A 23,193-nucleotide genomic window follows, 5' to 3' on the forward strand; every position below is an offset into this window, starting at 1 on the left:
TGAACGTGTGCATGCGACCCCGGCACGCAGGGGGAGCGAGCAAATGCTTACCTCGCTTGCTGGAAGGAAGAGAGGCTGGAGACCTCGAACCACTCCACCAATGCCGCGAGATCGCGCAAGTCCAGATCCGGCGCTGCCCCCAGCGTGGCCGGCCACGGATGTCCCGCGCGATTGATCCACGCCGTGCGTAATCCCGCATCGCGCGCACCCACCACATCCAACTCAGGGTCATCGCCCACGTGCAGGATGTTCTCTGGCGGAATGCCTAATCGTTCCGCCGCGGCGAGAAAGATGCGTGCATCCGGTTTGGCCACACCGACATCGCGTGCGCAAATGTGATGGGCAAAGTGCAGGTGCAGCCCGATGCGCTCCAGATCGGCGTTGCCGTTGGTAAGGCTGGCCACCGGCCACATCGCACGCAGGCGTTCCAGCGCGGGCAGCGCGTCGGGATAGAGCTCCACGCTGTTGCGCGCGGCGGCGAAGACGTTCCATAGCGCATCCAACGGCGCCTCGGCAATGCCGCACGCGTCGAAGGCGCGTTGCATGGTGATGTAGCGCTGTGCCGTGAAGTCGTGCGCCAGGTCAATGCGTTCAGCAGCTACCTGTGCGCGCAGCTGGCGTAACGCAGGAATGGGCCATGTTCGCGCCACATGCGGGAAGTGCTGGTGCAGGTAACTATCCAGATCGCGATCGGCCCGTTCCAGCGCCGGCATCACCGGCCACAGGGTGTCGTCCAGATCGAAGGTGATGGCGAGAATCTGCAAGCGTTTGACAGCGATCAGCGTGATTGGATGCGCAGCACCTGGCCGACGCGCACCGTGTTGTCTTTCAGGTGATTCCAGGCGCGGACCTGTGCGACGTCCACGCCATGCTTGCGCGCAATGGAATACAAGGTTTCGCCGGCACCCACGCGGTAGGTGCGAGCCGGCTTGTCGATGCTGGCGACTTTCTTGGCGTCTGCCTTGTGAATTTTCTCCGCAGGTGCCTTGGATGCATTTCTCGCCGCCGTGGCCTTGCTGACAGGGACCTTGCCGTAGCTCACGAAGGCGTCGCCCCTGACCTTGGCGAAAGCACTCTGCGGCGCCGCGTTGATCTCAGTGAAGGCATCGCCGCGCACCGCTTTGAGACTGCTGGGCGCCGCTTCGATCACACCGCCGCTGACCTTGCTCAGTGACGGCGTGGACGCCACCGCCGCGCGCGAAGCGGCCGCCACGGCCGCCGGGGCAATGGGATGCGCTGCGGGCGCCGATGCGATCTGCGTGGGTTCGGCGCTGGCGTGCGCGCCCACTTCGGCCAGGATGTGGCTGCGACGCGAGGCATCCATCGCAATCAGCGTGCTGCCGGCGTTATAGGGCACCAGGCTATGCGAGCGCAGTGCGCCTTCACCCTTCGCGCTCAGCGTGAAATCGACGAATTCCTTCGCGGCGGCGGCATTGGGGCTGTTCGGATTGGTGACCAGATATAGCGGAACGAACAACGGATACGAACCGCTGCTGACCGTCGCCACGCTGGGCGCAACGCCATCGATGCGCAGCATCTTGATCTTCGAATTGCCGGCCACGCTCGACAGCGTGGTGACCCCAAAGCCACGCGGATCGAGCGCGACGGATTGCTCCAGCTGCGTGGTGTTCACATACAAGCGCGGCGAGTACACCGGCTGGCTGCCGCGACCGTACAGCAACTTGCGCAGGCTGAATTCCACGCCATCGCCGGGGCTCGCCACGGCGAACACGTCGATCGGCGCATCGTTGCCGCCGACCTGGTTCCAGTTGGTGATCTTTTCGAAATAAATGTCGTGCACCTGTTGCAGCGTGAGGCTGCTGACCGGATTGGACGGGCTGGTGATCAATACCAGGCCATCCCACGCCACCGGCGTAAAAGTCAGGCCGCTATCGGTTGCGCTGCCAGAGCTGGGGCGTGCACTGCCGGCCAGATCGGCCGCGCCACTGGCGACCGCATCCAGGCCGGAGGCCGTGTTGAACGATTGAATCTCCACATTGCCATGGCCGGATGACTGCCACGCTTTCACCACGCCCTTGGTGACATTGGCGCTCACGACGTCGCCGCGCCAGATGAGCGACTGGGTGGCTGCAGCCAGCACGACAGTGGAGAGACCGGCGCCGATCATGGCGGCGGAAAGCAGACGGGTGATGCGTGCTGGCATAGAAGGGTGCGACCTGGAAAAGGGATAAACAATGCGAGTGTGCCGTCATCGGCGCCGGAACGCAGTGACAGGTACGAGTATTTCAGCGGTCTGGAGGCAAAACATCAAGCAATTGCGTCCATGAACATCGAGTGTGTTCATGCAGTTGCGTGGAACATTTGATTGGAGGTGGAAGGAATCGGGCGCGTTTTCCGTTTTGCTCGGAGTCATCATTGCGAATGAAGTGACTCGCGCCGACCACCGATGCCGCTCCCCTCCCCTGTGCGTAGGGGGAGGGAGCAGATCTGTGCAAGGGAAAGTAGCACGTGATGCGTTCATCGACACGCGATGCCGCTCCCTCCCCTACGTGCAGCAGGGGAGGGTTGGGGTGGGGTGAAGTCCCCACTCTCGCGGCGAACGTGTTGCGTGCGGCAAGCGCATGCAAAACCAACCCTCCCCCGCACGCAGGGGAGGAAAACAGCCCTACTGCACCACCACGTAATTGATGCCTCCTTCGGTGGCCACCAGCAGCACGAGCTGGCGCGGTTGCGCACCGGCCAAACCCTGCAGGTCGCGCAGGCTGGTAATGCGTCGATTGCCCACGCCCACGATCACATCACCGGCCGAGAGTCCCGCCTGCGCACCACGGCTATTGGGATTGACCGAGGCTATCGATACGCCGCTTAAACCCTGGCTTGCCTGCTCATCGGTGAGATCGGTGAACGTTACGCCGGCGAGACGAGGATCGAGCTTGGCGCCGTCCACTGTGCTGAGCTTCTGTGGCGTGAGCTGCGCGGTCACCTTGCGCACTGCGCCGTTGTGCATCACGGTCAGGTTCACCGTGCTATTGACCGGCAGCAATCCCACCGCGTTGGTGAGCTGGCCGGCATCCTGCAGCGGCTTGCCATTCACCGCGGTGATCACGTCGCCCACGCTCAACCCGGCGCGATCGGCCGCGGAGCCTGGCATCACGCGCGTCACCACCGCACCCTCATTGCTCTTGAGGTTGAGCATGCGGGCGATGTCCGGCGTGATGTCCTGCGCCTGCGCACCCAGGCTTCCACGGCTCACCTTGCCGTGCGCGATGAGCTGGTTCATCACCTCGGTGGCGATGTTGCTGGGAATGGCAAAGCCGATGCCCACGTTGCCGCCCGAGGGGGACAGAATCATCGTGTTGATGCCCACCAGTTCGCCACGCAGATTCACCAGCGGACCACCGGAGTTGCCCGGGTTGATCGACGCATCGGTCTGGATGAAATTCTGGAAGCTCGACCCACCCAATCCCGAACGACCCAGCGCCGAGACGATGCCCGACGTCACCGTCTGACCCAAGCCGAACGGCTCGCCCACCGCCACCACGAAATCGCCCACACGCAGCGTGGAGGAATCGGCAATCGGCAGAGCCTGCAGGTGATCGGCATGGATCTTCACGACCGCTACGTCGGTGGCCGGATCGCTGCCCACCAGCGTGCCTTTCACGTTGCGTCCATCCTGCAAGGTCACAGTGATGTCATCGGCGCCGCCCACCACATGATTGTTGGTGAGGATGTAGCCCTTCTGCGCATCCACGATCACGCCCGAGCCCAGGCTTTGTTCCACCTTCTCGCGTGGCACGCCTTGCAGGCCGAAGAACTGCCGGAACACCGGATCGTCGAAGAACGGGCTGCTCACCCGCACGCGGGTCTTGGTGGAAATGTTCACCACCGCCGGCGTCACCTTTTCCAGCATCGGCGCCAGGGAGGGCAGTGGCTGACCGTTCACCTCCGGTGGCATCCCGGCCTGTGCACGCAGTGGCCATACCGCGATCGAAGCGGCAGCAACGAGCGCGGCAAAACTGAGCAGAAGACGATGGCGCATGAAGATCCTCGACTGGATGAAAAAAACGCTACTTCGACTCGCACACCGCACACGCGGTTCCCGAACGTGTGGCATGCGTGCTTGATCCGCGGCGGGCCGTATACGAACGCCATTGTCAGTGTGCATCTCGCTACCGAATAGGCATGTCAGAGGAACGTCTTCAGCCCACCACTCGCCATGCTGCAGTCAGCCCTTTACATCGACCGGTTGCAGGGGTAACGTTCGCTCTATCGCAACCACAACATCTTGTGTTTCGGTATCAGCGTGTCACACAAGTGCTGGGGCCGGTTGAATAACGTCAGGAGGGGCTGCCGCTGTTCGCAAACACCGAACCTGATCCACGCCGCGGGGCGCGAATCAGGCGCGACCGGGTCGTTTCCCGATCGATGACGCCATTACACCTATAAGAACCAACGAGGCCGTGAGGCCACGCCGGGAGGTCAGGAAGCCGATGAGCACCTTGCGTGCAACAAACACCAGTCGCGATGCCGCAGCCATTCCGCTGCAACCAGCGTCACTGGACATCTGGGACAAGAAATACCGCCTGCGCTCCAAGACCGGTGCACCGGTGGATGCCAGCATCGATGAAACCTGGAAGCGCGTCGCGCGCGCGCTGTCGGACGTGGAAACCACGCCGGAACTGCGCGAGCACTGGAACGAGCGCTTCCTGTGGGCGCTGCGCCGCGGTGCGATTCCCGCCGGCCGCATCACCTCCAATGCCGGCGCGCTGGAACACAAGCCGGCCACCTCCACCATCAACTGCACCGTCTCCGGCACCATCCGTGACTCGATGGACAACATCCTGGAGAAGGTGCACGAGGCCGGCCTCACACTGAAAGCCGGCTGCGGCATCGGCTATGAATTTTCTACGCTGCGTCCGCGCGGCGCCTATGTGTCGGGCGCTGGCGCTTATACCAGCGGCCCACTGTCGTTCATGGATATCTACGACAAGATGTGCTTCACCGTCTCCTCCGCCGGCGGTCGCCGCGGTGCACAGATGGGCACGTTCGATGTCAGCCATCCGGACGTAAAAGAATTCATCCGCGCCAAGCGCGAAAACGGGCGCCTGCGCCAGTTCAACCTTTCGCTGCTGATCACCGACGGCTTCATGCAAGCCGTGGAGCACGATCAGGATTGGCCGCTGGTCTTCCCCGTGCACGTGAAAGAGCAGGGCGACATCGACCTGGGCGATGTCACCAAGGTCGTGTGGCGCGAATGGCCCACCACCGAAAACTACGTCACGCGCGAGGACGGCCTGGTGGCCTGCAAGATCTACGGCCACATCCGCGCGCGTCACCTGTGGGACATGATCATGGTCTCGACGTATGACTACGCCGAGCCCGGGTTCATCCTCATCGACAAGGTGAACGAGATGAACAACAACTGGTGGTGCGAGCACATCCGCGCCACCAACCCGTGCGGCGAGCAACCACTGCCGCCGTACGGTTCGTGCCTGCTCGGCTCGGTCAACCTCACCACCTTCGTGCGCGATCCGTTCGGCCCGAAGGCGCGTTTTGACTGGGACGAATATCGCGAAGTCGTGAAAATCTTCACCCGCATGCTCGACAACGTGGTGGAGATCAACGGCCTGCCGCTGGAACAGCAGCGCAACGAGATCCTTTCCAAGCGCCGCCACGGCATGGGCTTCTTAGGCCTGGGCAGCACGCTCACCATGTTGAAGATGAGCTACGGCAACGCCGACGCCGTGGCCTTTACCGAAGACGTATCGCGCGAAATGGCCGTCGCCGGCTGGGAAGTTGCGCTGGACCTGGCGAAGGAAAAAGGCCCCGCGCCGGTGCTCGCCAAGAACTACACCGTCACCGGCGACATGCTGCGCAAGCGCCCGGAAATGGTCGCCGACGGCTACAAGGTGGGCGATCTCATCGCCGGTCGCGTGCTGCATGCCAAATACAGCCGCTACATGCAGCGCGTCGCCGAAGTGGCGCCCAATCTCGTTAAGGAATTGGCCGAAACGGGTGCGCGCTTTACGCATCACACCTCCATCGCGCCTACGGGCACCATCTCCCTGTCGCTGGCCAACAACGCCAGCAACGGCATCGAGCCCAGCTTTGCCCATCACTACTCGCGCAACGTGATCCGCGAAGGTCGCAAAACGAAAGAAAAGGTGGAGGTCTACAGCTTCGAGCTGCTCGCTTATCGCGCGCTCATCAACGCCGACGCCCTGCCGTTCAGCGACGATGCCAAGACCAAGCTGCCGGAGTATTTCGTTTCGGCCGACGACATCAACCCCAAGGAGCACGTGGATATCCAGGCCGCCGCGCAGCGTTGGGTGGATTCCTCCATCTCCAAGACCGCCAACGTACCCACCGACTATCCTTACGAAGATTTCAAAGACATCTACTTCTACGCCTATAAACAGGGCCTAAAGGGCTGCACCACGTTCCGCTTCAACCCCGCTGCATTCCAGGGCGTGCTGGTGAAAGAAGCCGACCTGGAGAACACCCTCTACCGCTTCGAATTGGAAGACGGTAGCGTTGTGGAACTGAAAGGCAACGAAGAAGTGGAATACGACGGAGAAATTCACTCCGCCGCCAATTTGTTCGATGCTTTGAAGGAAGGCTATTACGGAAAGTTTTAGTGTTAGTGCTGGCACGCAACGCGAAATCGCGCTACGTTCCGCACACACGCCGTAAGCAAGTCTGCTGAAGGTTCCATAACAAACGTCCGGAGGGGAATACCCGCATGTCTATCGATACCGAGTTTGAAGTACATCATGACGATCTGCTCACACCGGCCGCGCCCGTAGCCGAAGCGCCCGCTCCGGCCGCGCCGAAGAAGGCACGCCGTAAAAAAGCCGCCAAAAAAGCCTCCGCCAAGAAAGCCGCCCCTGCAAAGAAAGGTGCAGCGAAGAAAGCGGTAAAGAAGGGCGCTGCGAAGAAGGCCGGCAAGAAGGCCGCTAAGAAAGCAGTAAAGAAAGCCGCCAAGAAAGCCGTAAAGAAGACAGCGAAGAAAGCCAGCAAGAAGGCCGCCAAGAAAGGCGCCGCGAGGAAAGCTGCAAAGAAGGTCAGCAGCAAAAAGACGGCCCGCAAGGCCGCAGGCAAGAAGACGGCCCGCAAGGCCGCTAGCAAGAAAACCGCCAAAAAGGCGGTAAAGAGGTCCACTGCCAGCAAGAAGGCCGGTCGTAAGGCGAGCAAGAAAACCGCCAAGAAGGCCGCCCGCAAGAAGTAAGCAACATCCAATCCGGCCCGGCGCGAGTCGGGCCGGATTTCTTTTTTTGAATTCTCGCCCTGTCTCTTCCGGGAGCGGGCTGGGGTGAAGGGCCAACCTCGCCGCAGCGCTTGAAAAAGCCGCTAACGAAACCACTCACCTCTTAACCCATAGCGCCACCCCACCTCAGGAAGCATCACCATGACGATCAAGATCGAAAAGAAGATCAAAGGCTACGAGGTCGTCAAACCCGAAGACAAAGCCGCTGCCGCCGCACAACCCGCCGTCGTTGAGCCCAAAGAGGCGCCGATGGCCGAAGTCATCCAGATGCATGAGAGCCTGGAGCGCCCTGAAGCGCTTATCGGCTCCACCTTCAAGATCAAATCCCCGCTGTTCGAGCACGCCCTCTACGTCACCATCAACGACATCGTGCTCAACGCCGGCACCCCCTACGAGCAGCGCCGCCCCTTCGAGATCTTCATCAACTCGAAGAACATGGACCACTTCCAGTGGATCGTCGCGCTCACCCGCATTCTTTCAGCCGTGTTCCGTAAAGGCGGCGACGTCACCTTCATCGTCGAAGAACTCAAAGCCGTGTTCGACCCCCGCGGCGGCTACTTCAAAGCCGGCGGCGTCTACATGCCCAGCATCGTTGCCGAAATCGGCGCGGTGATCGAACAACATATGAAAAACATCGGCCTCATCCACGACCCCGAAATGAGCGATGCGCAGCGCGCCCTCATCGCCGAAAAGCGCGCTGCCTACGAGCAGGTCACTCAAAAAAAAACGGAGCTGAGCCCCACTGATGCGGACACCAACGACTCCGCTGGTTTTCCGCCTGGAGCCACCTTGTGTGCGAAATGCAACACCAAGGCGCTGGTGCTGATGGATGGGTGTCAGACGTGCCTTAACTGTGGCTACAGCAAGTGCGGATGATCTTGGTTCGCAAGCAGCACTTGGATTAAATGAAAATGTGGGAATGCCCATAAAACGCTAGTAGGGAACCCATAGGTCGCTAGTGGGGGCCATAAGTCGCTACTTCTAAATTCAATTTTGTTTTCGAGTGATAGGGACTCCTCAGAGTCCCTATTTTTTTATGTGGCACATTTGCCAAATACGCCTCTAGAGGGTATGCCGCTGCGATGGCAGCACCAGCGCTGTAAAAAATGAAGGGCACTCAACGAGGAGGGGTTCGAATTGTCGTTGAAAAGTGACAACGGGCTCCAAAGCATCCCGCTACTCAAGGCGGGGGGACGTCGCCGGTTCGAAATGACTTAAATGGAACTGCCCGTACCAAACTCACGCCCACGAAGGATGAATATGCCTTGAGGTGTAGATTTGTTATCGCAGCCTGCTGCACTGGCTGGCGCTTGCTCAATCGACGTTTCCTTGCCGGCCTGCGAAGCGCATCGCGAAGCGCGACCCCAAGGCTCGACAGGAACGTATATTTTTTGCTGGATACGGACTTCGGTTACTGTCAAAGACATCAAAAAGCAACTTGCCTCGAGCTTCAAGAACCTTTACTAAGATTCTGCCTATATTGACGCCAACGAATCAGAAGGCCGGCGTTGAATATCAAATAGTAGCCAAGAAGCAAACCCAGCAACGACTGCGTTAAAGGGGTGCGTCCCATTGAAGCGATTGCGTCGGCATTTGCATTCGAAGCGGCCATTGCTGAATGCCATTCAAAAAATTTATATGCAATGCGACCAATGAGTAGAGCGATAAGGCTGCCACCTATCCAAGCATTGGGAGAGTAGTGCAGAAACTGGTCATCCGGATGCATGCGAGCCAGATGCAAACCAAGCAACCCGACAACGCTGCCGACGACAATTCCGGCAAAGAGTCCCTCGATGAGAGGAGCTCGATGAAACCCACTCACAATCAGCAGCGCGCATACGACAAACGAAAAGATAAGCCGAGTGCGTAGAGCATTCGGCTTGACTGGTTGTCGCCCCACAGATCGCCTGGCCCGCCAGTAGATCATGAGGGCTATCAGTGGGACGGCGAGGATATATAAGTAGTAACTTTGCATGAACCATCACCTTACGTTGTGTACGAGGATCGGAAAAAGTTGAGGCAATCAGGGCGGCTTAGCGCCAATACAATAAGCAGAACACGTCATCTTTGGCGATCAACGTTCCACTTGGACCGGTCTGCAGCCGCACCGATCCATATATATAGCGATGCTGTAGGCGCTCATTTAATTTCGACACCCTCTTGCATGCCTCGAATGGCCATTTCGGCCTGCTCGCTTACGAAACGGCTGCTGTCCGAGGCGGCGCGCGCCCAAACTTGGTCCGCACCGGCGGGATCAAGCATCGCACATGCTCGATAAGCCTCGTAGCGCGCTCTTGCATCAATATGCTTGCGCGCAATCGTCGCCATCACGTCGATGGTCTCTCCATCACCCATATATGCGGCTGCTTGGCAAATTATCGGCAAAGAATTCCGATTTATTAGACTTCGGATTCGCGACTCTTTGGTGTCAAACAAGAACTGATTGACACCTCTTGTCTCGCGAGCGTTGTTGGAAACAATATTCAAGGATATGGAGAATGTCTCGGGATAAAGCTGTTCGTGAATGTCGATGCACTTGCGGTAGAACATCATGCTGTGCTGCGGAAGCGTTGCGGTGCAAACATAACGCAGGTCAACGGGTTCGCCGACATATCCCGCCACGGAATTATGGTCGTACTCGTAGAAGTTGCTGCCGTAGCCTGGCCCGTAATAACCGACCGTGAGAAAGTCAAAGTTATGGTCGTGTGGATAGCCGTAAAAAAAGGCGTCGGGCCCGCTTGACCGGACCGCGGCGTCCCGCTGCGATGGCCAGAAATTGGCGCGCATGAAGAAATCTTTGCCAGCACCAAGGAAGAAGACCTGCGAGGAGTATCGATTTTCGGCCTGCACCTTGTAAGCATCCTTGAGTTCGCTATTGATCAACTCAATGAGGAAGCGACGATTGTTGGACAGCCCGGCGAGAAGCCCCGCCCTCGAAAGGATTTCATCTCGATCCAGTGATGGTTGCGACTTGAGCTGATCGAGTACGTCGTCAAGCTCGAGGGAGGCCGATTCTGGCGTATCTAAAAAAATAGGCATGATAAGGGCTCCGATCAGGAAAAAAACAACTTCATGGTTGTTTGGGCGGCATCTCTGACTTCCTCGTGCGTGTCGCCAAGCGCCTTTTCCACGTAATGACGCGCGCGGCTCGGGTCGATCCTGAGAAGATGCCGTGCCGCATTCCAACGAACATAGTGCTCCCGGTGATCGGTAAGCGCGGCGATCTGTTCGAACGATTCAACATCCCTGAACTCGGCGAGGGTATAGGTAAGAAGCTCGAGGCGCGATGCAGTGGGATCGGTACTGATATATCCGGATAGCCGAAGGCTATCGGAATCGAACATCGGCAAGACTGTCTGTTTGGTTGGGCCGATGATTTCAAGCGTGATGAGCACGTCTTCTGTTTCGAATGATACGGCTTGCGTCATCGCAGGGATGAGCATGGAGACCCCGTTGGCCAACTTCTGCTGCCCACTCTTCACCAGTGAGGGGGGGGCACCTGCCTCTCCGGTTCGATATTGATGCAATAACGCGCCATCGGCCTTGATCGTATGGATGAATACATCCGATGCATAGGGCTGTATTCGAAACGAAGGCCTGGATCCATTACCGATATTTTGTGCGTCCGTCGATGGATCGCGTATTACGATATTCATCGCGAACAAGTTCGTTACGAGTAATGTCCAAAGCTGAATACTTCCGGTCATGGAGAAGTTGCTGAGTTGGAAGTCATCGCTTTTGCTGGCGTGGATAAGTGCTTGCCGTACGGCGTACTGCGCAAGGCCGCTTTCCGCGATCTTAGTCAAAAAAACCCTTTCGGAAGCAAAATTGAAGGGAATTTCACTATCGGCGCGCGCCTCAATTTCGGAAACGATTGGGTGACTACGCACAAATTCGTCAATGATGATCAAGGCCATTTCTCCCTTATTCGGCTGTACGCGAAGAATATTCATCGGAATCGAAGATACCTAAAAGCGCATGTGACTTGATTCGATATGAAGAAAAATCTCACACATGAATATCGCTGTACATACATAGCAATGCTATGTGGCAGGGAGTATTCAACATAGCGGTGCTACGGATAGATCGACGCGTAATTTGATGCAAGGATGATTTGCGCACCATGCAGTTCGAAGTCATTAAACATACTGCGTCTGCTTGGGGCCGCACAAACGTACTGGATTAAGTCATTCACCAACAGAGGAGTGTCAATTATGAAAGTGTCGATCCACGAATTCGAAATCCCCTCCCTTCGCAACGAAGTAGCGCTGGCCGGCTCCAATATGTCCGACGGCACGCAATCGAACGATCCGGTCACCGTTGGCGTTGCCATCGGCATCGCCGTCGGCATCTTCCTGCTTTAAGGAAGAGGTGTCCCCACTATCACGTATGGTGGGGACATCTATTGGGCTTCTTAATCTTCGAACGAAATGCGGGCCGCCATGTTGGGTACGATGCGTGCATCTTTTTTAAGACTGAGTCGAACGCGAATTGTGGCTCGGCTGCGATCAGCCGATGGAATAACGGCTATCACTGACGACGGGATCGTCCAATCTGGGTAAGCATCCAGCCTAACTACCGCGCTGCTTCCCGTTTTCACGCGACTGATGAATGACTCGTTGATGTCCGCATCGATCTCCAACGAGTCCATATCGACAATCGTCACCACACTGGTGCGCGTGCTACTTCCATTTGATCCTTCCGGCGAAATGATGTCGCCAATTTGTGCATCTTGGCTGATAACCACTCCTGAGAAAGGGGCTCTTACTTCTGTAAAGCCGAGTTGTACGCGAGCCACATCCGCACGGGCCTGATCCGCGCGCGTGGACATCCCGTCCGCCCGCACTACAGCTTCCGCTTCCTTTGCAGTGGCGACATAAGAGTCATATTGCGAGGCCGAGACGAGTTTGGCTTTCGCCAACGGTTCGTACCGAGATAGATTTTTTTCCGCCAGCTCGCTTGCATAGCGATCCTGGATGGTCTTGGCCCGATCGGCTTCCACTGCCGCGCTCATCGCATTCAGCGAAGCTCGGTAATCGTCTGAAGAGAGCCGCGCAATGAGTTGGCCCTGTTGCACGTGATCACCTTCTTCGACGAATAGCTGAGCGAGCTGTGCGGTAATCTGCGCCGATACTGCAGATTGCCTGCGCGCGGTGACGAAACCGCTGGCTTCGAGCGCCGCGCTCTGCGTTATCGCAGCGGGCATCGACACGGCCGGTCTGATTGCCGTTTCGCCATGGGCGGGGCTCCCTTGGCTGGTGTGGACGCCAAGCGCCTCAGAGTGGCTACCAATGCCATAGCATACGAAACCGACCACTAAGCAAGCGCCCCCAATGCCCAGCGATCTCCGGATCCAGGCCGACTTGGGTGGCTCCGACGCAACGTCGTGAGCGCGACGCATGCTCTCAAGCTGCAGACGCCTATCTTGATCGATGGGCATAATAGTCATGGCGCCCCCGCAATATCGAGATCATCAATGCGAATAGTTGGTTGGCCCACGCCGACGGTGACGGTTTGCCCGTGCTTTCTGCAGCGCCCAACGCCTGGGTCCATTTCCAAGTCATTGCCGATCATCGTGATGCCCCTTAGAAAATCCACTGCTGTGCCCGATACAAAAAAACTTTTAATCGGCGTTCCGATCGTCCCGTGCGCTATCAAATACGCCTCGATGACCTCGAAAACGAAGCGTCCTGTGACCGGATGAACCTGGCCGCGGCCAAGGGTTCGAGCGTAGATGCCGTGATCCACACTGGCGACGATTTCCGAAGGGGAGTGTGGGCCTGCGCCGAGGTAGGTGTTGGTCATCCGCGGAATCGGCCGGTGGGCATAAGACTGCCGGCGCGCATTACCTGTCGGGCGAACGCCATCGTATAGGGCTGTCTTCCTGTTATGCAGTACCGCCTTCAATACGCCACGTTCGACCAGACAGACGCGTCCCGCCTCCTGCCCTTCATCGTCGATACGACTCGTGCCCCACAAGCCGGGGAGAGTCCCATCGTCGAACACATTTACCAATTCCGACGCGACGCGCGAGCCGATTTTTCCAGCAAAAGCTGAGGTGTTCGCCTGCATGGAATCCGCCTCGAGAAAATGGCCAACCGTCTCGTGTAGCAACATCCCATTCCAGCCAGGGGCAAAGATCACCGGAATCCGACCCTGCGGTGTCGGCTTGGCGAGCATCTGAGCAACGGCCATGCGTTTGGCCGCGTCCAGGGCTTTGTGCATGCCACCAGCGTCATGCAGTGCGGCATATGTCGTGCGCCCACCCGCGCCGGCCCCACCTCTACCCACGAGACCGTGATACTGGACAGTCACATCGCAGCGAAACTGCGTCTGGGGGCGATGGTCGGCCACCAGCAGGCCCGAGGTATCGGCAATTAGAATGTCTTCGCAAGCTCCGGCCAAGCTCATGGCTACCTCGCTGACCTCGATATCCCCCTTGCAAGCGTATTCATTCAGCTCGTAAAGCATGGAAATCCGGTCTTCAATCTCTGTCTGGTGCTCGCGCGTTCTCGTCGTCTGAAATGGCGGTGGTTCTTCTGTCTCTGGATCAACGCTACCGGCTACGACGCTGCATGCCTTGTCGACGTCTCGGGTGGCCAGCGAGCTCGACGACGCGAAGCGCGAACCGCCGCCTACATCCAGGCTTGCGCGAATACCTGCCCCGGAGCCGATCGTGTGGCGACCTCCGTTGATGCGTCCTTGCTCCATCGCCAGTTCTTCGTGCCATGCTCGTTGAAAAAAGAGATCGCCCGACACTCCACGACCATCCAGCATGCCAAGCCAACGCTCCAACTGCATGCCGGAGAGGCCAATACGATCCATGCAGACGGATGGGGCGAGAGAGTCGATGCTCACACGCCTACTCCCCGAATCTTCCGAACATCGAGAACCCAGCGATACACCGCCCAGATGAAACCGCCCCACCAGGCAATCGAAAGAACCAACGCACCTACCTTGGCTACAACCGCAATCTTCGTGTAATCGCCCATGACATCAGCAACGTTTGTCCACGCCGTGGCGGAGGGGCCGCCGGTGCCTATCAGCAAGATGAAAGCGCAAACCAGCATCAGCCCTCGCAAAGCGACCGAGGCGCCTCCCGGCACGAATCGGCGACGAATGATTGCAATGACGTAATCGGCAATCAATGCGCCAACGAAAACATCGGCAACCGGCATTAATTTGGTAATAGCTTCCGGTCGAAAAAGCGGAATGATGCGTATCCCATCTTGGATATAGGGAAGGCCCACCCATGCCGGATGGATACCCGCCAACATCACCAGCAATGTCGCGATGATGACGCGAATCGTACGGCGACGTCGCGAAGAACGTCGCTCGTACCTGCGGTGCAGTTTTTTTTGAAAAATGAGATCGGGAGGTGTCGTTCGTGCGAAGCCGAAACGATCGAGCAGAGCGAAAGTAATTGTTGTAATCAAGAACGAGGACGTGAGGCCACCCCAAACATGGCGCATTACGGCCGAGCCATCGATCGGGCCACCACGCATGGCTGAGGTAGCACCAGCTATTGCGGCGACGATTACCAGAAGCCATTGTGCGACGATGACCTTTTGGTAAATCGGGTACATAAGTGAACCGATCAGGGCCCGGGAAGGGGGGCGAAGCGATGCCGCTATGGCCTCTGGCGATTGGCGTTTCGCAATGACTTGGACCATGGCAACGTCGGTCGGTACACTGGGATGGCTGCGTCGATAATCATCGAGCTCATCATCCAAATCCGCTTTTAGCTCCGCCTGTACTTCATCGGTGAGCTGGCTCGGTAACAGGGAAGCCAGTTGCGCCAGATAGGTCTCGAAAGCATTCATAGTGGCTCTCCACTGTTAGTGAATGTCAGGTGTAGCGCAGCCCAGAGACCAATTCGCGGTTCAAAAACACGATGCCTGGTACCGCGCTACCGACGATGCCAAGAGCCAGCGCGATACGGGCGCTCGCAAGAACGGCCGAAGGATCCAGGTGGAAAACGAAAGCTATCTGCGTAAAGCCGGCACCCGCAGTGCTAAACACGTGTCCTGATAGGGCGAGCCAGACAAAGCCGACCGTCATAACGCCCCCAGCGAGTGCGAGAAGCGCACCCTCTATGCAGAATGCTACGACCACGCCGATGCTCGAAAAGCCGATGGCGCGCAGGGTGGACATTTCGCACATGCGCTCTTCCGCTACGGTGAACATCGTATTGAGTACCGCGAAGAATGCGCCCAGTCCCAACAGGATGGCGATGCATACGGAAAAAATACGGATTACCTGGGTGAACACTTTCGACTGGGAGGCATAGAAGTGCCGTGTGCTATCCACCTCAAGGTTCAGGCGGGAATTTGCACGCGCCCAAGCCGTTAGCGTGGACAGACCCTGTGCGCCATTTAGACGAACCACGACATCCTGGTAGTCGTTGCGGCCGAAGGCCGAGGCCAGCGTAACACTGTCGCCCCAAAGTTCAGCGTCGTGAGCATCTCCGCTACGGAGGACGCCGACAATGCGCCAGGGCTCACCATTGATGGTCACTGTGGCACCGATCGGGTCGCCATCGAATTGGCCGGACAGATTCGCTCCGGCCACTAACTCGTGGACACCTGAGCGGAACATTCGACCCTCAATCAAGTGGGATGACGCATACACCAGGTTGGCCAGCGCAGACACGCCGCGTACGTGAAGGTGACGACCCTTCAAATCCTCCGCGGTGATGGCAAGCTCCTGGGACGCCACTCCCTCGCCTGAGGCTGTGCGAGCGACTCCGTCCGCACTCACAATACGACTAACGACGTCCCGCGATAACGATGAGTCCGCCTCGGTGCGTGCGCCTTGCTTGAGGATAATGGCGGTCGCATCGTCTCCGGTCGACTGCATGATCCCATCCAGGCCAGTACCGACCGAACGCATTCCAACGTAGGTTGCGCATACGGCACCTACGCCAACCATGATGACTAGGGCTGCGGCTTGCCGCTGGAGCAGAAGCGTGAGCGCCGATCTCAGTAAGAGCAGGATTGGACGTCCTGGTCTTGTCAGCCAAATCACTAAAGCAACGGCCACGACTCCTGCCGCAATCCAGCGAATGTCCAGGAGGAGAATCGCCAACGCGGCGAGCAACGCGACACTAATCTGAAGGAGGGATATCAAGGTGCGCATGGTCGACCCTCACTGCGCTTGTTTAAGCGCGCTAGCCATATTGAGACGCGCCGCCTGGGCGGCACCAAATGAACCTGCCAAAGCAGCGAGCGCGAGGGTCCCGCACGCCACCACGGCAAAGGTGCCAAGATTCACAACGGGTACGGGAAAATTCGACACATGGCTCGCATGCAGGCACCGGCACAGGCCAGCTATCAATAAAGCGCCAACGACAACGCCCGTGGCCACTTGACCAACGCTTTCGTAGATCACCATCCGTGCGATCGTGCTGCGTGTGTAGCCGATCGCCCGCAACGTCGCATGTTCGACCGAGCGGCGGCGTACGGCATGGGTCAGCGACGTAGCTGTCACGAGTACTAACGTAAAGATCGAAGCGATCACCACCATCCGGATGGCGCCACTTAGATCTCCCATTTGCCGAAAGAGGGAGAGCAAGAGAGCTTGCGCGGTCTGTGTCCGCGTCGGATGGTCTGAATTGGCCGTGGCCCTGTCTATGGCCTGAGAAACCGCGTCCGGCGACGCACCCGTTTCGAGGCGAACTTTGAAAAGACCTACCGCATCGGAACGAACCGCACGGGACTCATTAAGGTAATCCCAGCGCACCAGTGCGATATTGTCGAACTTTGCGCGATCAGCGGTTAGCCCGTGATAAATACCAAGTATTTCAAACAGCTCGCTATCGCCACCCTCCTTATTGACAAATCCGGTGATGCGAAGAGGGATCTGCTGTCCTACTTTCCAACCATTATGCTCAGCTAGCTGTTCGCCGACCAGAATGCCGTCGCGTGTCCTTGTGAAATTGATTTGCTGATCGTTGGAGAGAGACAACCCCTGAAGCGCGTCGGTAGGTAGACTGACAGCCGCCAAAATCAATTGATTGGTCGGTTGCTGATAGACCGCCAGATAGCCGCTCTGGTAATACACATTGCGCACACCAGGCACCTTTGCAATGGTGTCGTGCAAAGCGACCGGCAATGGCGATTGCGTCGAGTATCGCGAGGTCACCGCTAAAATATCGGCGCCCGAAGACCCCGCGGAAGGATGAAAAACCTGGTAAACCGCACCAAGTAGACCGAGCAATACAAAGACCATTGCAACCGTGGCAACCGTCAGAAAACCGCGTAGGCGATTGCGGAAGGGCTTCGCGTAAGAGAGATAAATTGAGACCATGGTCATGCCACCCGCAATACCGGCTCGTCAACCGAGCCCTTGTCGAGCACAACGACACGATCGGCATATGCCGCCGCCTTAGGATCGTGTGTGACCATGACAAGGGTGACCCCATTCACGCCCCTAAGCTCAGCTAGCAACGCGAGTATCTCGTCAGCTGCCTCGCGATCGAGGTTTCCCGTCGGTTCATCGCAGATAAGCAATGAAGGTCCACCGACGATGGCCCTGGCGATGGCTACTCGCTGTTGCTGGCCACCGGAAAGTTGTCGCGGCTTGTGATTGGCGCGCTCGCTCAACCCAACCAGATCCAAAGCGGTACGACTGCGACGCAGGCGTTCGGAGCGGTTTAGAGCCGTAAGCATGAGGGGAACCTCGACATTCGCCAGTGCGCTTAGCGAAGGCAGCAGGTTATAGGACTGGAAAACAAACCCAACATGAGCCGAGCGCCAGCGACCCAGCGCAGCATCCGAAAGCGCTTCGAGCGACTGAGCTCGAAAGCGGATCCGTCCACCGGAAGGACGATCGATGCCGCCAATAAGATTGAGCAAGGTGGTCTTACCCGATCCGGAAGGCCCCATCAACGCGATGAATTCGCCTTCGGCAACACGAAGGTTTATATCCTTCAACACGTTTACCGCGGTCTCGCCAGAACCGTAGCTCTTATTTAGCTGAGAGAGTTCGATGAGAACATTCACGCCAATTCTCCTTGATAGCGATAAATGGAATCACAGTTAGCCGGGAGCGACTCGCCAGGATGGTCGCAACAGGTTTGGCGCCGGACTTCTATGACGATGTCGGAAAGCCGGTGGAACTGGTCGAACATGTTCGCCACGTAGGCTTCGCCATCCGTCGTAAGGGCGTAGAACTTGCGCATGCGATCTCCCCTCGTTTCCCAGCGCCCCATCAGATACCCGCCGCGCTCGAGCCTTTTCAATAGCGGATAAAGGGTTCCTTCCTTTATGGTCACTCCCAGCGTTTCCAAGGAGCGCCTGACTGCGTACCCATGGTTCTCGTCCTTGAGAAATAGCAGCACAAGAATGATGAGTATGCCCCGCCGCATTTCGCTCACGTCCCGCTGAACAGTCGCTTCCTTCATCGCATTCTCCGAAGTCATTTCGGCACAAGGGATGTCGTTTAGTAGCCACTCACCAGGCCGCGTTGTTTCGCGACCTTCACCGCGCGATCGAGCATCACATACCCCAATGCGAACCAAGCCAGGCCGTTTGTCAGGCAGATTACGTAGTCGGTCGTGCTCATGGCCGAGTGCTGGGAAAGCAAACGCCCAAGCATTTGCGCGGACGGATTGATCGGGACTAAGTCGGTCAGCATTCCAAACGACCCGCCATGTCCACCAAGCGGCGCCGCAACCAGCGCAAGCATGATGAACTGCCCGAGGCTCAAGAGCGATTGGACACGTTTGACCACCATGGCGTAGCCGGCCACAAGCAGGCCAAGGCCGATCGACGCCAGAATCACGCATAAAAACGGAATCAACGCATTGATCGAATAATGCAGACGAACGCCGGTGAACAGGCAAATGATCGACAGCACCAAGGCAACAAGCACCAGATGGTGTACCAATCCGCTGAACACGCGTACGACAATGAAGCTCGCAAAGCGGCAGGGAGCTAGAAAAATCTGCTCTAAGATGCCGGTCCGTGCATCGTCGGAAATTTGTGCGCCGGGACCAGCGAACAAGCCGGTCGTTGTCAACCATACGACGTAAGTCGCCACCGTCAAGGCAAGCCTCTGATCGCTTACTTGGGCGCCACCAGCCAAATAACGAGAGCCGAAGAAAATGCCCATAAAAAACAAGGTAAAGACAATTGCCCCAAGAACCGACTCAATGGGATAGCGTTTGATCGTAATAATGTTCTTGCGCATTTCGGCATACGCGAGCAAGGTAAACATGGTCAATCCCTCACAGTTCGTAGAAAGGTGGAGGTGATGTCGCTTGCCTCGCGCGTCAGCGTGCCTAATGTCATGGGTCTCAATACGTCGAACACCTCGTATAGCTTTTCCTCTGGGAACGTAAGCGCGCGTTCGCCTATGACCACGCCCAGCGCGCCCAAAACTTCAGCGCGGGATCGATCAAGTCCATCGACGCTCAACGAATAAAGGTTGGTCGAGCCTCGCGTGAGGAATGCCTTGATGTCCTCCGCCAGTTTGATTCGGCCCGATTGAAGCACGGCAACATGGTCGGAAAGCATTTCCACTGTGTCCATCTGATGCGATGTAAGGATGATCGCCGTGCCGTCGTCTTTTAGCTGCTTGAGATAAGCGACGATGTTCAACACGTTTTCAAGGTCCACGCCCAAAGTGGGTTCGTCCAGCAACAACACTTCCGGACGATTGATAACTGCAACCGCCACGGCAAGCCGCTGCTGCATGCCTCGGGAGAGATTGCCTGCCAAGGTATGGGACCGATCGTCCAGCCCTATTGCCCTGAGCAGTTCATTCACGCGTCCCTTGGAAGCCGAATGACTTAGCCCCTGTACCGCGGCGAAATATTCGAGGTTCTCTCGTGCCGTGAGCCGCCAATAAATGTTGCGGTTACCCTCGAAAACAGCGCCTACCCGGCAATGTTTTGTGAGCGACCCTTTAATTGGGTGCCCGTCCAGTTCAAGGTGACCACTATCGGGTTCAATGAGTCCGCAAATCACTTTTATCAGTGTGCTCTTGCCCGCACCATTGAGGCCAAGCACCGCAGTGACGTAACCGCAATGGATGTCGATGTCGACTCCCGTGAGCGCGATAACATCTGCCGCGCCGTTGCCGCGCCGATAGGTTTTCGAAATCCCTCTAATAGAAAGGCACTTCATACTGCCTCCGTCTGCCTTGAACAACGCATGCCCATGGGAACCGTCCGTTTAGCCAGTTGTTGCAACCAGACGGTGTAGATGACGATGTGTCCTTGTGTATTGATATAACGATACACATGGCCTGTCAACACTTTTTGTAAAAGGCATCGCTCAAGGGTGGGCGAGGTTTCGGCCTGTTGGCGGCCAACCGGGCGTTGCGGTTGGGCCGGTTCGACGGCATGTTGCGTCTATGGCGTTGTTTTTGCGAGCTCTAATGATCGCTTCGCGAAACCGGTTGTCTGAAAGATGGCGATGACGTCCGCCCCAACACAGGTGATTTGATATACGGGAGTAGTGAGACGAGAAGTCTCACGTTGCGCGCATAAATGGCGGCGAAATCGACGCTCAACTTAAATTGTTAGTGGCAGCTACACCCGAGCGAAAGCTAATGATCTAGCGCCAACTGCAATGCGGTCGCTAATCGAGCCACTTACGGTTGCCGGTTTTGGAGCGTGTTTTCAATCAAAAAGATATGAGGACGCCGCAAATATCCAAACATGCCCCGCAACCCGATCCACAGCGCAACGAGCCCAAGCAATGCCCATCCAGATAGCGGCACAGCAAGATAAACCGTAGAGACGCTGCCATCCAGGTGGAAAAACGCCAAGGGCACCACGCAAGCATTGGCTAACACGATGAAGACCAGCATGAGGATGACCATTGCCCAGTCCGATGGCGTGCGTCCACCCAATATCGCCAAAACGTATCCGATCATGATGATCGCGCAAGCGGGAATCACTGCGGATATCATGGCTAATGTCATTTCGGGCACTGGCGTAAACATTGCTGTGAGCCATACTGAAAATAACGCCATGGCCTGAACGGCGAGGGGCCCTTGTAGAGAGACGCGCAGCACATGCCATCGTGCAATTTCCGGAGTTCCAAGGCCTGGTAGTAGAGCCAAGAGAGCCAACTCCGCGTTGGGCTTTCGCCACCGCTGTCCTAGCACTTTTACTGCGGTGAATGTGGCGACCATCGTAGAAATGATGGCTAGATAGCAAATCGTCAAAGCGATATTCGGCGGCGAGAGCAGTGCAGATAGATCAAGCTGACTCGTCAGCATGACCAGCGCCATTAGAAATACTGTCGGCCCCCATCTGCGCAAATGCCCTGAGAGCGTCCTAGGTAAATACACTCCGCCTAGCGCGACGCGCAACGAACGAGATATCGATTGCGGTCCAATTCCTCGCAAACTGGTGTCACCTACTAGCCAGCTGGGGGCGCGCTTGAGCTTGCTCGTAGTATCTTCACCGCTCCAGGAGTGCAGGCCGCCGTCCCGCCGCTGATATTGCAGTACTAATGCATCTCGACCTGACCACGTCGAGGCGCTTTCATTGCGCAATACCAAGCGCCAACGTGCGACGCATAGCAACAGCAAAGCGATCGACGCCAACGCCGAAAGGCCGCTCACGTTAGCGTAGGACATGTCGTGCGTGTTCATAAAACGAGCGACGGCAGCCCAGGCCAACGGCATAAACCCAATCAGGGCCATGACGTGACCAGGCAGCAAAGCCAACGCCAGGCCGCCTAGCATAAACAACACCAGCCAAATCGCCGTGATCACAAGCGGTGCTTGCACTATAGTGGCCAACACAAGGGCTGGCAGAAGGCACATCAAACCGTAAAAAATAAAGCTGCTAATCACTGAGCGCTCCACCGCGGGCATTAGCAACCGGTTGCCATCGCGCGCAAGCAGCAACATACGTGCTACCACAAATGCCCAGACGACGGTCAAGGTGACTCCGTAACAGAAAACAAAGGACGCCCAATGCTCTTGTCCGGTGCCAATCGACGTGATCCACGCACCAAAACCGATGGCCGCAACCATTAGTGCCAACGCATAACGGCATGCCGAACGCGGCGAAGCCCACCAAGGTGCCAGCAAGAATTGCGCGAATCTCATCCGGCGATCTCCACAAACAAGTCTTCCAGACCCAGCGTTTCGATACGCGCCCCGGAGGCGTAGGCCGACTCCGGCCAGTTGCCGTCATTGTCTCGCTCTACGACCAAGCTCAGACTGCCATCATCATGGACTCGCCGGACTCGCGCTGACGACGGCGCTGACGTTGCCGCCGACTCAGGAAGCCAAAGACGCCCAAAGCGCTCCTTGGCGTCGTCCACACTGCAGTTTAGCAACAGGCTGCCTTTATGTAGAAAAGCAACGTCAGATGCGACCCGCTCCAAGTCGGACACAATATGTGTCGAAAATAAGACAGTTGTCCCCGCCTCTCCAGCACGTAGCGCGATCTCGCGCAGCAGCTGGCGTCGCGCAACCGGATCTAGCGAAGCGGCTGGCTCGTCCAAGACTAACAAATCAGGTTGAGAGGCCAGGCCGCGAATCAGTTCCACACGCTGTCGTTCGCCAGGCGAGAATTTTGCCAATACACGATCGGGCGGGATGTCCCATTGCTTGAGCATCGTTCTAACGAACGTAGCATCCCAACGGGAATAGAAGCGACTTACATAGTCGAGCATCTGCTGTGCGGTCAGCCATGCCAAAGCCTCTGGCTGCTGGGGGACATAGGCAATACGCGCTTTAACCGTGTCCGACAACTTCAGCGCTGGCTCACCGAACACTTCAGCGCAGCCTGACAAAGGCTCCAGCAGGCCCAGCATCGCTCGAATTAGCGTAGACTTGCCGACCCCGTTACGGCCGATCAGGCCCAGGACACTACCCTCGGGCAGGTCGAGGTCCACACCATTGAGGACGCTCACACCAGCATATCCACATACAAGCTTGCGCACCGACAGCGGTGAACCAGTTGTGGCCAGCCCTACATTCCCCATAGCATTCAC

Annotated in this window: 21 protein-coding genes; 4 read left to right on the forward strand and 17 right to left on the reverse strand. The window is 57.5% G+C overall.

Annotated features, from left to right (window positions below; all coding sequences use genetic code 11):
• Window positions 1-47 precede the first annotated feature (47 nt).
• From DWU98_RS06295 to DWU98_RS06305, 3 genes are all read right to left on the reverse strand, one after another.
• Window positions 48-764 carry an HAD family hydrolase gene (locus tag DWU98_RS06295; protein WP_115494662.1) on the reverse strand — a complete coding sequence of 239 codons (717 nt, stop codon included), beginning with the start codon at window positions 762-764 and terminating at the stop codon, window positions 48-50.
• A gap of 14 nt (window positions 765-778) precedes the next feature.
• Complete coding sequence (locus DWU98_RS06300) at window positions 779-2,164, reverse strand: LysM peptidoglycan-binding domain-containing protein (RefSeq protein ID WP_115494663.1); 1,386 nt, start codon at window positions 2,162-2,164, stop codon at window positions 779-781.
• A gap of 462 nt (window positions 2,165-2,626) precedes the next feature.
• On the reverse strand, window positions 2,627-4,000 hold the full coding sequence (locus DWU98_RS06305; protein WP_115494664.1) for a DegQ family serine endoprotease: 1,374 nt from the start codon (window positions 3,998-4,000) through the stop codon (window positions 2,627-2,629).
• A gap of 451 nt (window positions 4,001-4,451) precedes the next feature.
• Here DWU98_RS06305 and DWU98_RS06310 point away from each other — a divergent pair, with 451 nt between their 5' ends.
• The 3 genes from DWU98_RS06310 to DWU98_RS06320 all read left to right on the forward strand — a co-directional run bounded on the left by DWU98_RS06310 (window position 4,452) and on the right by DWU98_RS06320 (window position 8,104).
• Window positions 4,452-6,599, forward strand: coding sequence for an adenosylcobalamin-dependent ribonucleoside-diphosphate reductase (locus tag DWU98_RS06310; RefSeq protein ID WP_115494665.1), 2,148 nt, complete (start codon window positions 4,452-4,454; stop codon window positions 6,597-6,599).
• A gap of 104 nt (window positions 6,600-6,703) precedes the next feature.
• Window positions 6,704-7,189 carry a histidine biosynthesis protein HisIE gene (locus DWU98_RS06315; RefSeq protein WP_115494666.1) on the forward strand — a complete coding sequence of 162 codons (486 nt, stop codon included), beginning with the start codon at window positions 6,704-6,706 and terminating at the stop codon, window positions 7,187-7,189.
• Between the two features lie 180 nt (window positions 7,190-7,369).
• The gene (locus DWU98_RS06320) at window positions 7,370-8,104 is read left to right on the forward strand and encodes a TSCPD domain-containing protein (RefSeq protein ID WP_115494667.1); all 735 of its coding nucleotides are present in this window, start codon (window positions 7,370-7,372) and stop codon (window positions 8,102-8,104) included.
• Window positions 8,105-8,678: 574 nt separating this feature from the next.
• Here DWU98_RS06320 and DWU98_RS06325 read toward each other — a convergent pair.
• From DWU98_RS06325 to DWU98_RS06335, 3 genes are all read right to left on the reverse strand, one after another.
• Window positions 8,679-9,203 carry a CcdC protein domain-containing protein gene (locus tag DWU98_RS06325; protein ID WP_115494668.1) on the reverse strand — a complete coding sequence of 175 codons (525 nt, stop codon included), beginning with the start codon at window positions 9,201-9,203 and terminating at the stop codon, window positions 8,679-8,681.
• Window positions 9,204-9,367: 164 nt separating this feature from the next.
• Window positions 9,368-10,267: a HEAT repeat domain-containing protein gene (locus DWU98_RS06330; RefSeq protein ID WP_115494669.1), complete on the reverse strand. Its 900-nt coding sequence runs from the start codon at window positions 10,265-10,267 to the stop codon at window positions 9,368-9,370.
• Between the two features lie 14 nt (window positions 10,268-10,281).
• Window positions 10,282-11,181: a HEAT repeat domain-containing protein gene (locus DWU98_RS06335; RefSeq protein WP_115494670.1), complete on the reverse strand. Its 900-nt coding sequence runs from the start codon at window positions 11,179-11,181 to the stop codon at window positions 10,282-10,284.
• Window positions 11,182-11,442: 261 nt separating this feature from the next.
• On the opposite strand from DWU98_RS06335, the gene DWU98_RS21910 reads away from it, so the two are divergent.
• On the forward strand, window positions 11,443-11,592 hold the full coding sequence (locus DWU98_RS21910) for a hypothetical protein (RefSeq protein WP_158544987.1): 150 nt from the start codon (window positions 11,443-11,445) through the stop codon (window positions 11,590-11,592).
• A gap of 50 nt (window positions 11,593-11,642) precedes the next feature.
• On the opposite strand, the gene DWU98_RS06340 is transcribed toward DWU98_RS21910, so the two are convergent.
• From DWU98_RS06340 to DWU98_RS06390, 11 genes are all read right to left on the reverse strand, one after another.
• Window positions 11,643-12,434, reverse strand: coding sequence for an efflux RND transporter periplasmic adaptor subunit (locus DWU98_RS06340; protein WP_230474753.1), 792 nt, complete (start codon window positions 12,432-12,434; stop codon window positions 11,643-11,645).
• 239 nt (window positions 12,435-12,673) lie between these two features.
• Window positions 12,674-14,086: a TldD/PmbA family protein gene (locus DWU98_RS06345; protein WP_147293230.1), complete on the reverse strand. Its 1,413-nt coding sequence runs from the start codon at window positions 14,084-14,086 to the stop codon at window positions 12,674-12,676.
• Complete coding sequence (locus DWU98_RS06350) at window positions 14,083-15,051, reverse strand: hypothetical protein (RefSeq protein WP_115494673.1); 969 nt, start codon at window positions 15,049-15,051, stop codon at window positions 14,083-14,085. The genes DWU98_RS06345 and DWU98_RS06350 overlap by 4 nt, the downstream gene beginning before the upstream one ends.
• A gap of 25 nt (window positions 15,052-15,076) precedes the next feature.
• On the reverse strand, window positions 15,077-16,366 hold the full coding sequence (locus tag DWU98_RS06355) for an ABC transporter permease (RefSeq protein WP_115494674.1): 1,290 nt from the start codon (window positions 16,364-16,366) through the stop codon (window positions 15,077-15,079).
• A gap of 9 nt (window positions 16,367-16,375) precedes the next feature.
• Window positions 16,376-17,542, reverse strand: a complete 1,167-nt coding sequence (locus DWU98_RS06360) for an ABC transporter permease (RefSeq protein WP_115494675.1) — start codon at window positions 17,540-17,542, stop codon at window positions 16,376-16,378.
• Window positions 17,539-18,231: an ABC transporter ATP-binding protein gene (locus DWU98_RS06365; protein WP_115494676.1), complete on the reverse strand. Its 693-nt coding sequence runs from the start codon at window positions 18,229-18,231 to the stop codon at window positions 17,539-17,541. Before DWU98_RS06365 ends, DWU98_RS06360 begins: the two co-directional genes overlap by 4 nt.
• A complete protein-coding gene (locus DWU98_RS21915; protein WP_158544989.1) occupies window positions 18,228-18,632 on the reverse strand; it encodes a PadR family transcriptional regulator in 405 nt (134 codons plus the stop codon). Before DWU98_RS21915 ends, DWU98_RS06365 begins: the two co-directional genes overlap by 4 nt.
• A gap of 38 nt (window positions 18,633-18,670) precedes the next feature.
• Window positions 18,671-19,447 (reverse strand): ABC transporter permease, encoded by a 777-nt coding sequence (locus tag DWU98_RS06375; protein WP_115494677.1) that lies wholly within the window; start codon window positions 19,445-19,447, stop codon window positions 18,671-18,673.
• Window positions 19,448-19,449: 2 nt separating this feature from the next.
• Window positions 19,450-20,358 (reverse strand): ABC transporter ATP-binding protein, encoded by a 909-nt coding sequence (locus tag DWU98_RS06380; protein WP_115494678.1) that lies wholly within the window; start codon window positions 20,356-20,358, stop codon window positions 19,450-19,452.
• Between the two features lie 469 nt (window positions 20,359-20,827).
• A complete protein-coding gene (locus DWU98_RS06385) occupies window positions 20,828-22,300 on the reverse strand; it encodes a hypothetical protein (RefSeq protein ID WP_147293231.1) in 1,473 nt (490 codons plus the stop codon).
• The gene (locus DWU98_RS06390; protein WP_115494680.1) at window positions 22,297-23,184 is read right to left on the reverse strand and encodes an ABC transporter ATP-binding protein; all 888 of its coding nucleotides are present in this window, start codon (window positions 23,182-23,184) and stop codon (window positions 22,297-22,299) included. The genes DWU98_RS06385 and DWU98_RS06390 overlap by 4 nt, the downstream gene beginning before the upstream one ends.
• Between the last annotated feature and the right edge of the window lie 9 nt (window positions 23,185-23,193).

The sequence above is a fragment of the Dyella monticola genome, assembly GCF_003363155.1.
Lineage (GTDB): Bacteria > Pseudomonadota > Gammaproteobacteria > Xanthomonadales > Rhodanobacteraceae > Dyella_B > Dyella_B monticola.

What these genes read in the sequence shown, in the direction of transcription:
- DWU98_RS06390 (WP_115494680.1), bottom strand. Translation starts at nt 23,184, where the DNA reads ATGGGGAATGTAGGGCTGGCCACAACTGGTTCACCGCTGTCGGTGCGC.
- DWU98_RS06360 (WP_115494675.1), bottom strand. Translation starts at nt 17,542, where the DNA reads ATGACCATGGTCTCAATTTATCTCTCTTACGCGAAGCCCTTCCGCAAT.
- DWU98_RS21910 (WP_158544987.1), top strand. Translation starts at nt 11,443, where the DNA reads ATGAAAGTGTCGATCCACGAATTCGAAATCCCCTCCCTTCGCAACGAA.
- DWU98_RS06310 (WP_115494665.1), top strand. Translation starts at nt 4,452, where the DNA reads ATGAGCACCTTGCGTGCAACAAACACCAGTCGCGATGCCGCAGCCATT.
- DWU98_RS06320 (WP_115494667.1), top strand. Translation starts at nt 7,370, where the DNA reads ATGACGATCAAGATCGAAAAGAAGATCAAAGGCTACGAGGTCGTCAAA.
- DWU98_RS21915 (WP_158544989.1), bottom strand. Translation starts at nt 18,632, where the DNA reads ATGAAGGAAGCGACTGTTCAGCGGGACGTGAGCGAAATGCGGCGGGGC.
- DWU98_RS06305 (WP_115494664.1), bottom strand. Translation starts at nt 4,000, where the DNA reads ATGCGCCATCGTCTTCTGCTCAGTTTTGCCGCGCTCGTTGCTGCCGCT.
- DWU98_RS06380 (WP_115494678.1), bottom strand. Translation starts at nt 20,358, where the DNA reads ATGAAGTGCCTTTCTATTAGAGGGATTTCGAAAACCTATCGGCGCGGC.
- DWU98_RS06300 (WP_115494663.1), bottom strand. Translation starts at nt 2,164, where the DNA reads ATGCCAGCACGCATCACCCGTCTGCTTTCCGCCGCCATGATCGGCGCC.
- DWU98_RS06385 (WP_147293231.1), bottom strand. Translation starts at nt 22,300, where the DNA reads ATGAGATTCGCGCAATTCTTGCTGGCACCTTGGTGGGCTTCGCCGCGT.
- DWU98_RS06325 (WP_115494668.1), bottom strand. Translation starts at nt 9,203, where the DNA reads ATGCAAAGTTACTACTTATATATCCTCGCCGTCCCACTGATAGCCCTC.
- DWU98_RS06330 (WP_115494669.1), bottom strand. Translation starts at nt 10,267, where the DNA reads ATGCCTATTTTTTTAGATACGCCAGAATCGGCCTCCCTCGAGCTTGAC.
- DWU98_RS06375 (WP_115494677.1), bottom strand. Translation starts at nt 19,447, where the DNA reads ATGTTTACCTTGCTCGCGTATGCCGAAATGCGCAAGAACATTATTACG.
- DWU98_RS06335 (WP_115494670.1), bottom strand. Translation starts at nt 11,181, where the DNA reads ATGAATATTCTTCGCGTACAGCCGAATAAGGGAGAAATGGCCTTGATC.
- DWU98_RS06315 (WP_115494666.1), top strand. Translation starts at nt 6,704, where the DNA reads ATGTCTATCGATACCGAGTTTGAAGTACATCATGACGATCTGCTCACA.
- DWU98_RS06340 (WP_230474753.1), bottom strand. Translation starts at nt 12,434, where the DNA reads ATGCCCGCTGCGATAACGCAGAGCGCGGCGCTCGAAGCCAGCGGTTTC.
- DWU98_RS06355 (WP_115494674.1), bottom strand. Translation starts at nt 16,366, where the DNA reads ATGCGCACCTTGATATCCCTCCTTCAGATTAGTGTCGCGTTGCTCGCC.
- DWU98_RS06350 (WP_115494673.1), bottom strand. Translation starts at nt 15,051, where the DNA reads ATGAATGCTTTCGAGACCTATCTGGCGCAACTGGCTTCCCTGTTACCG.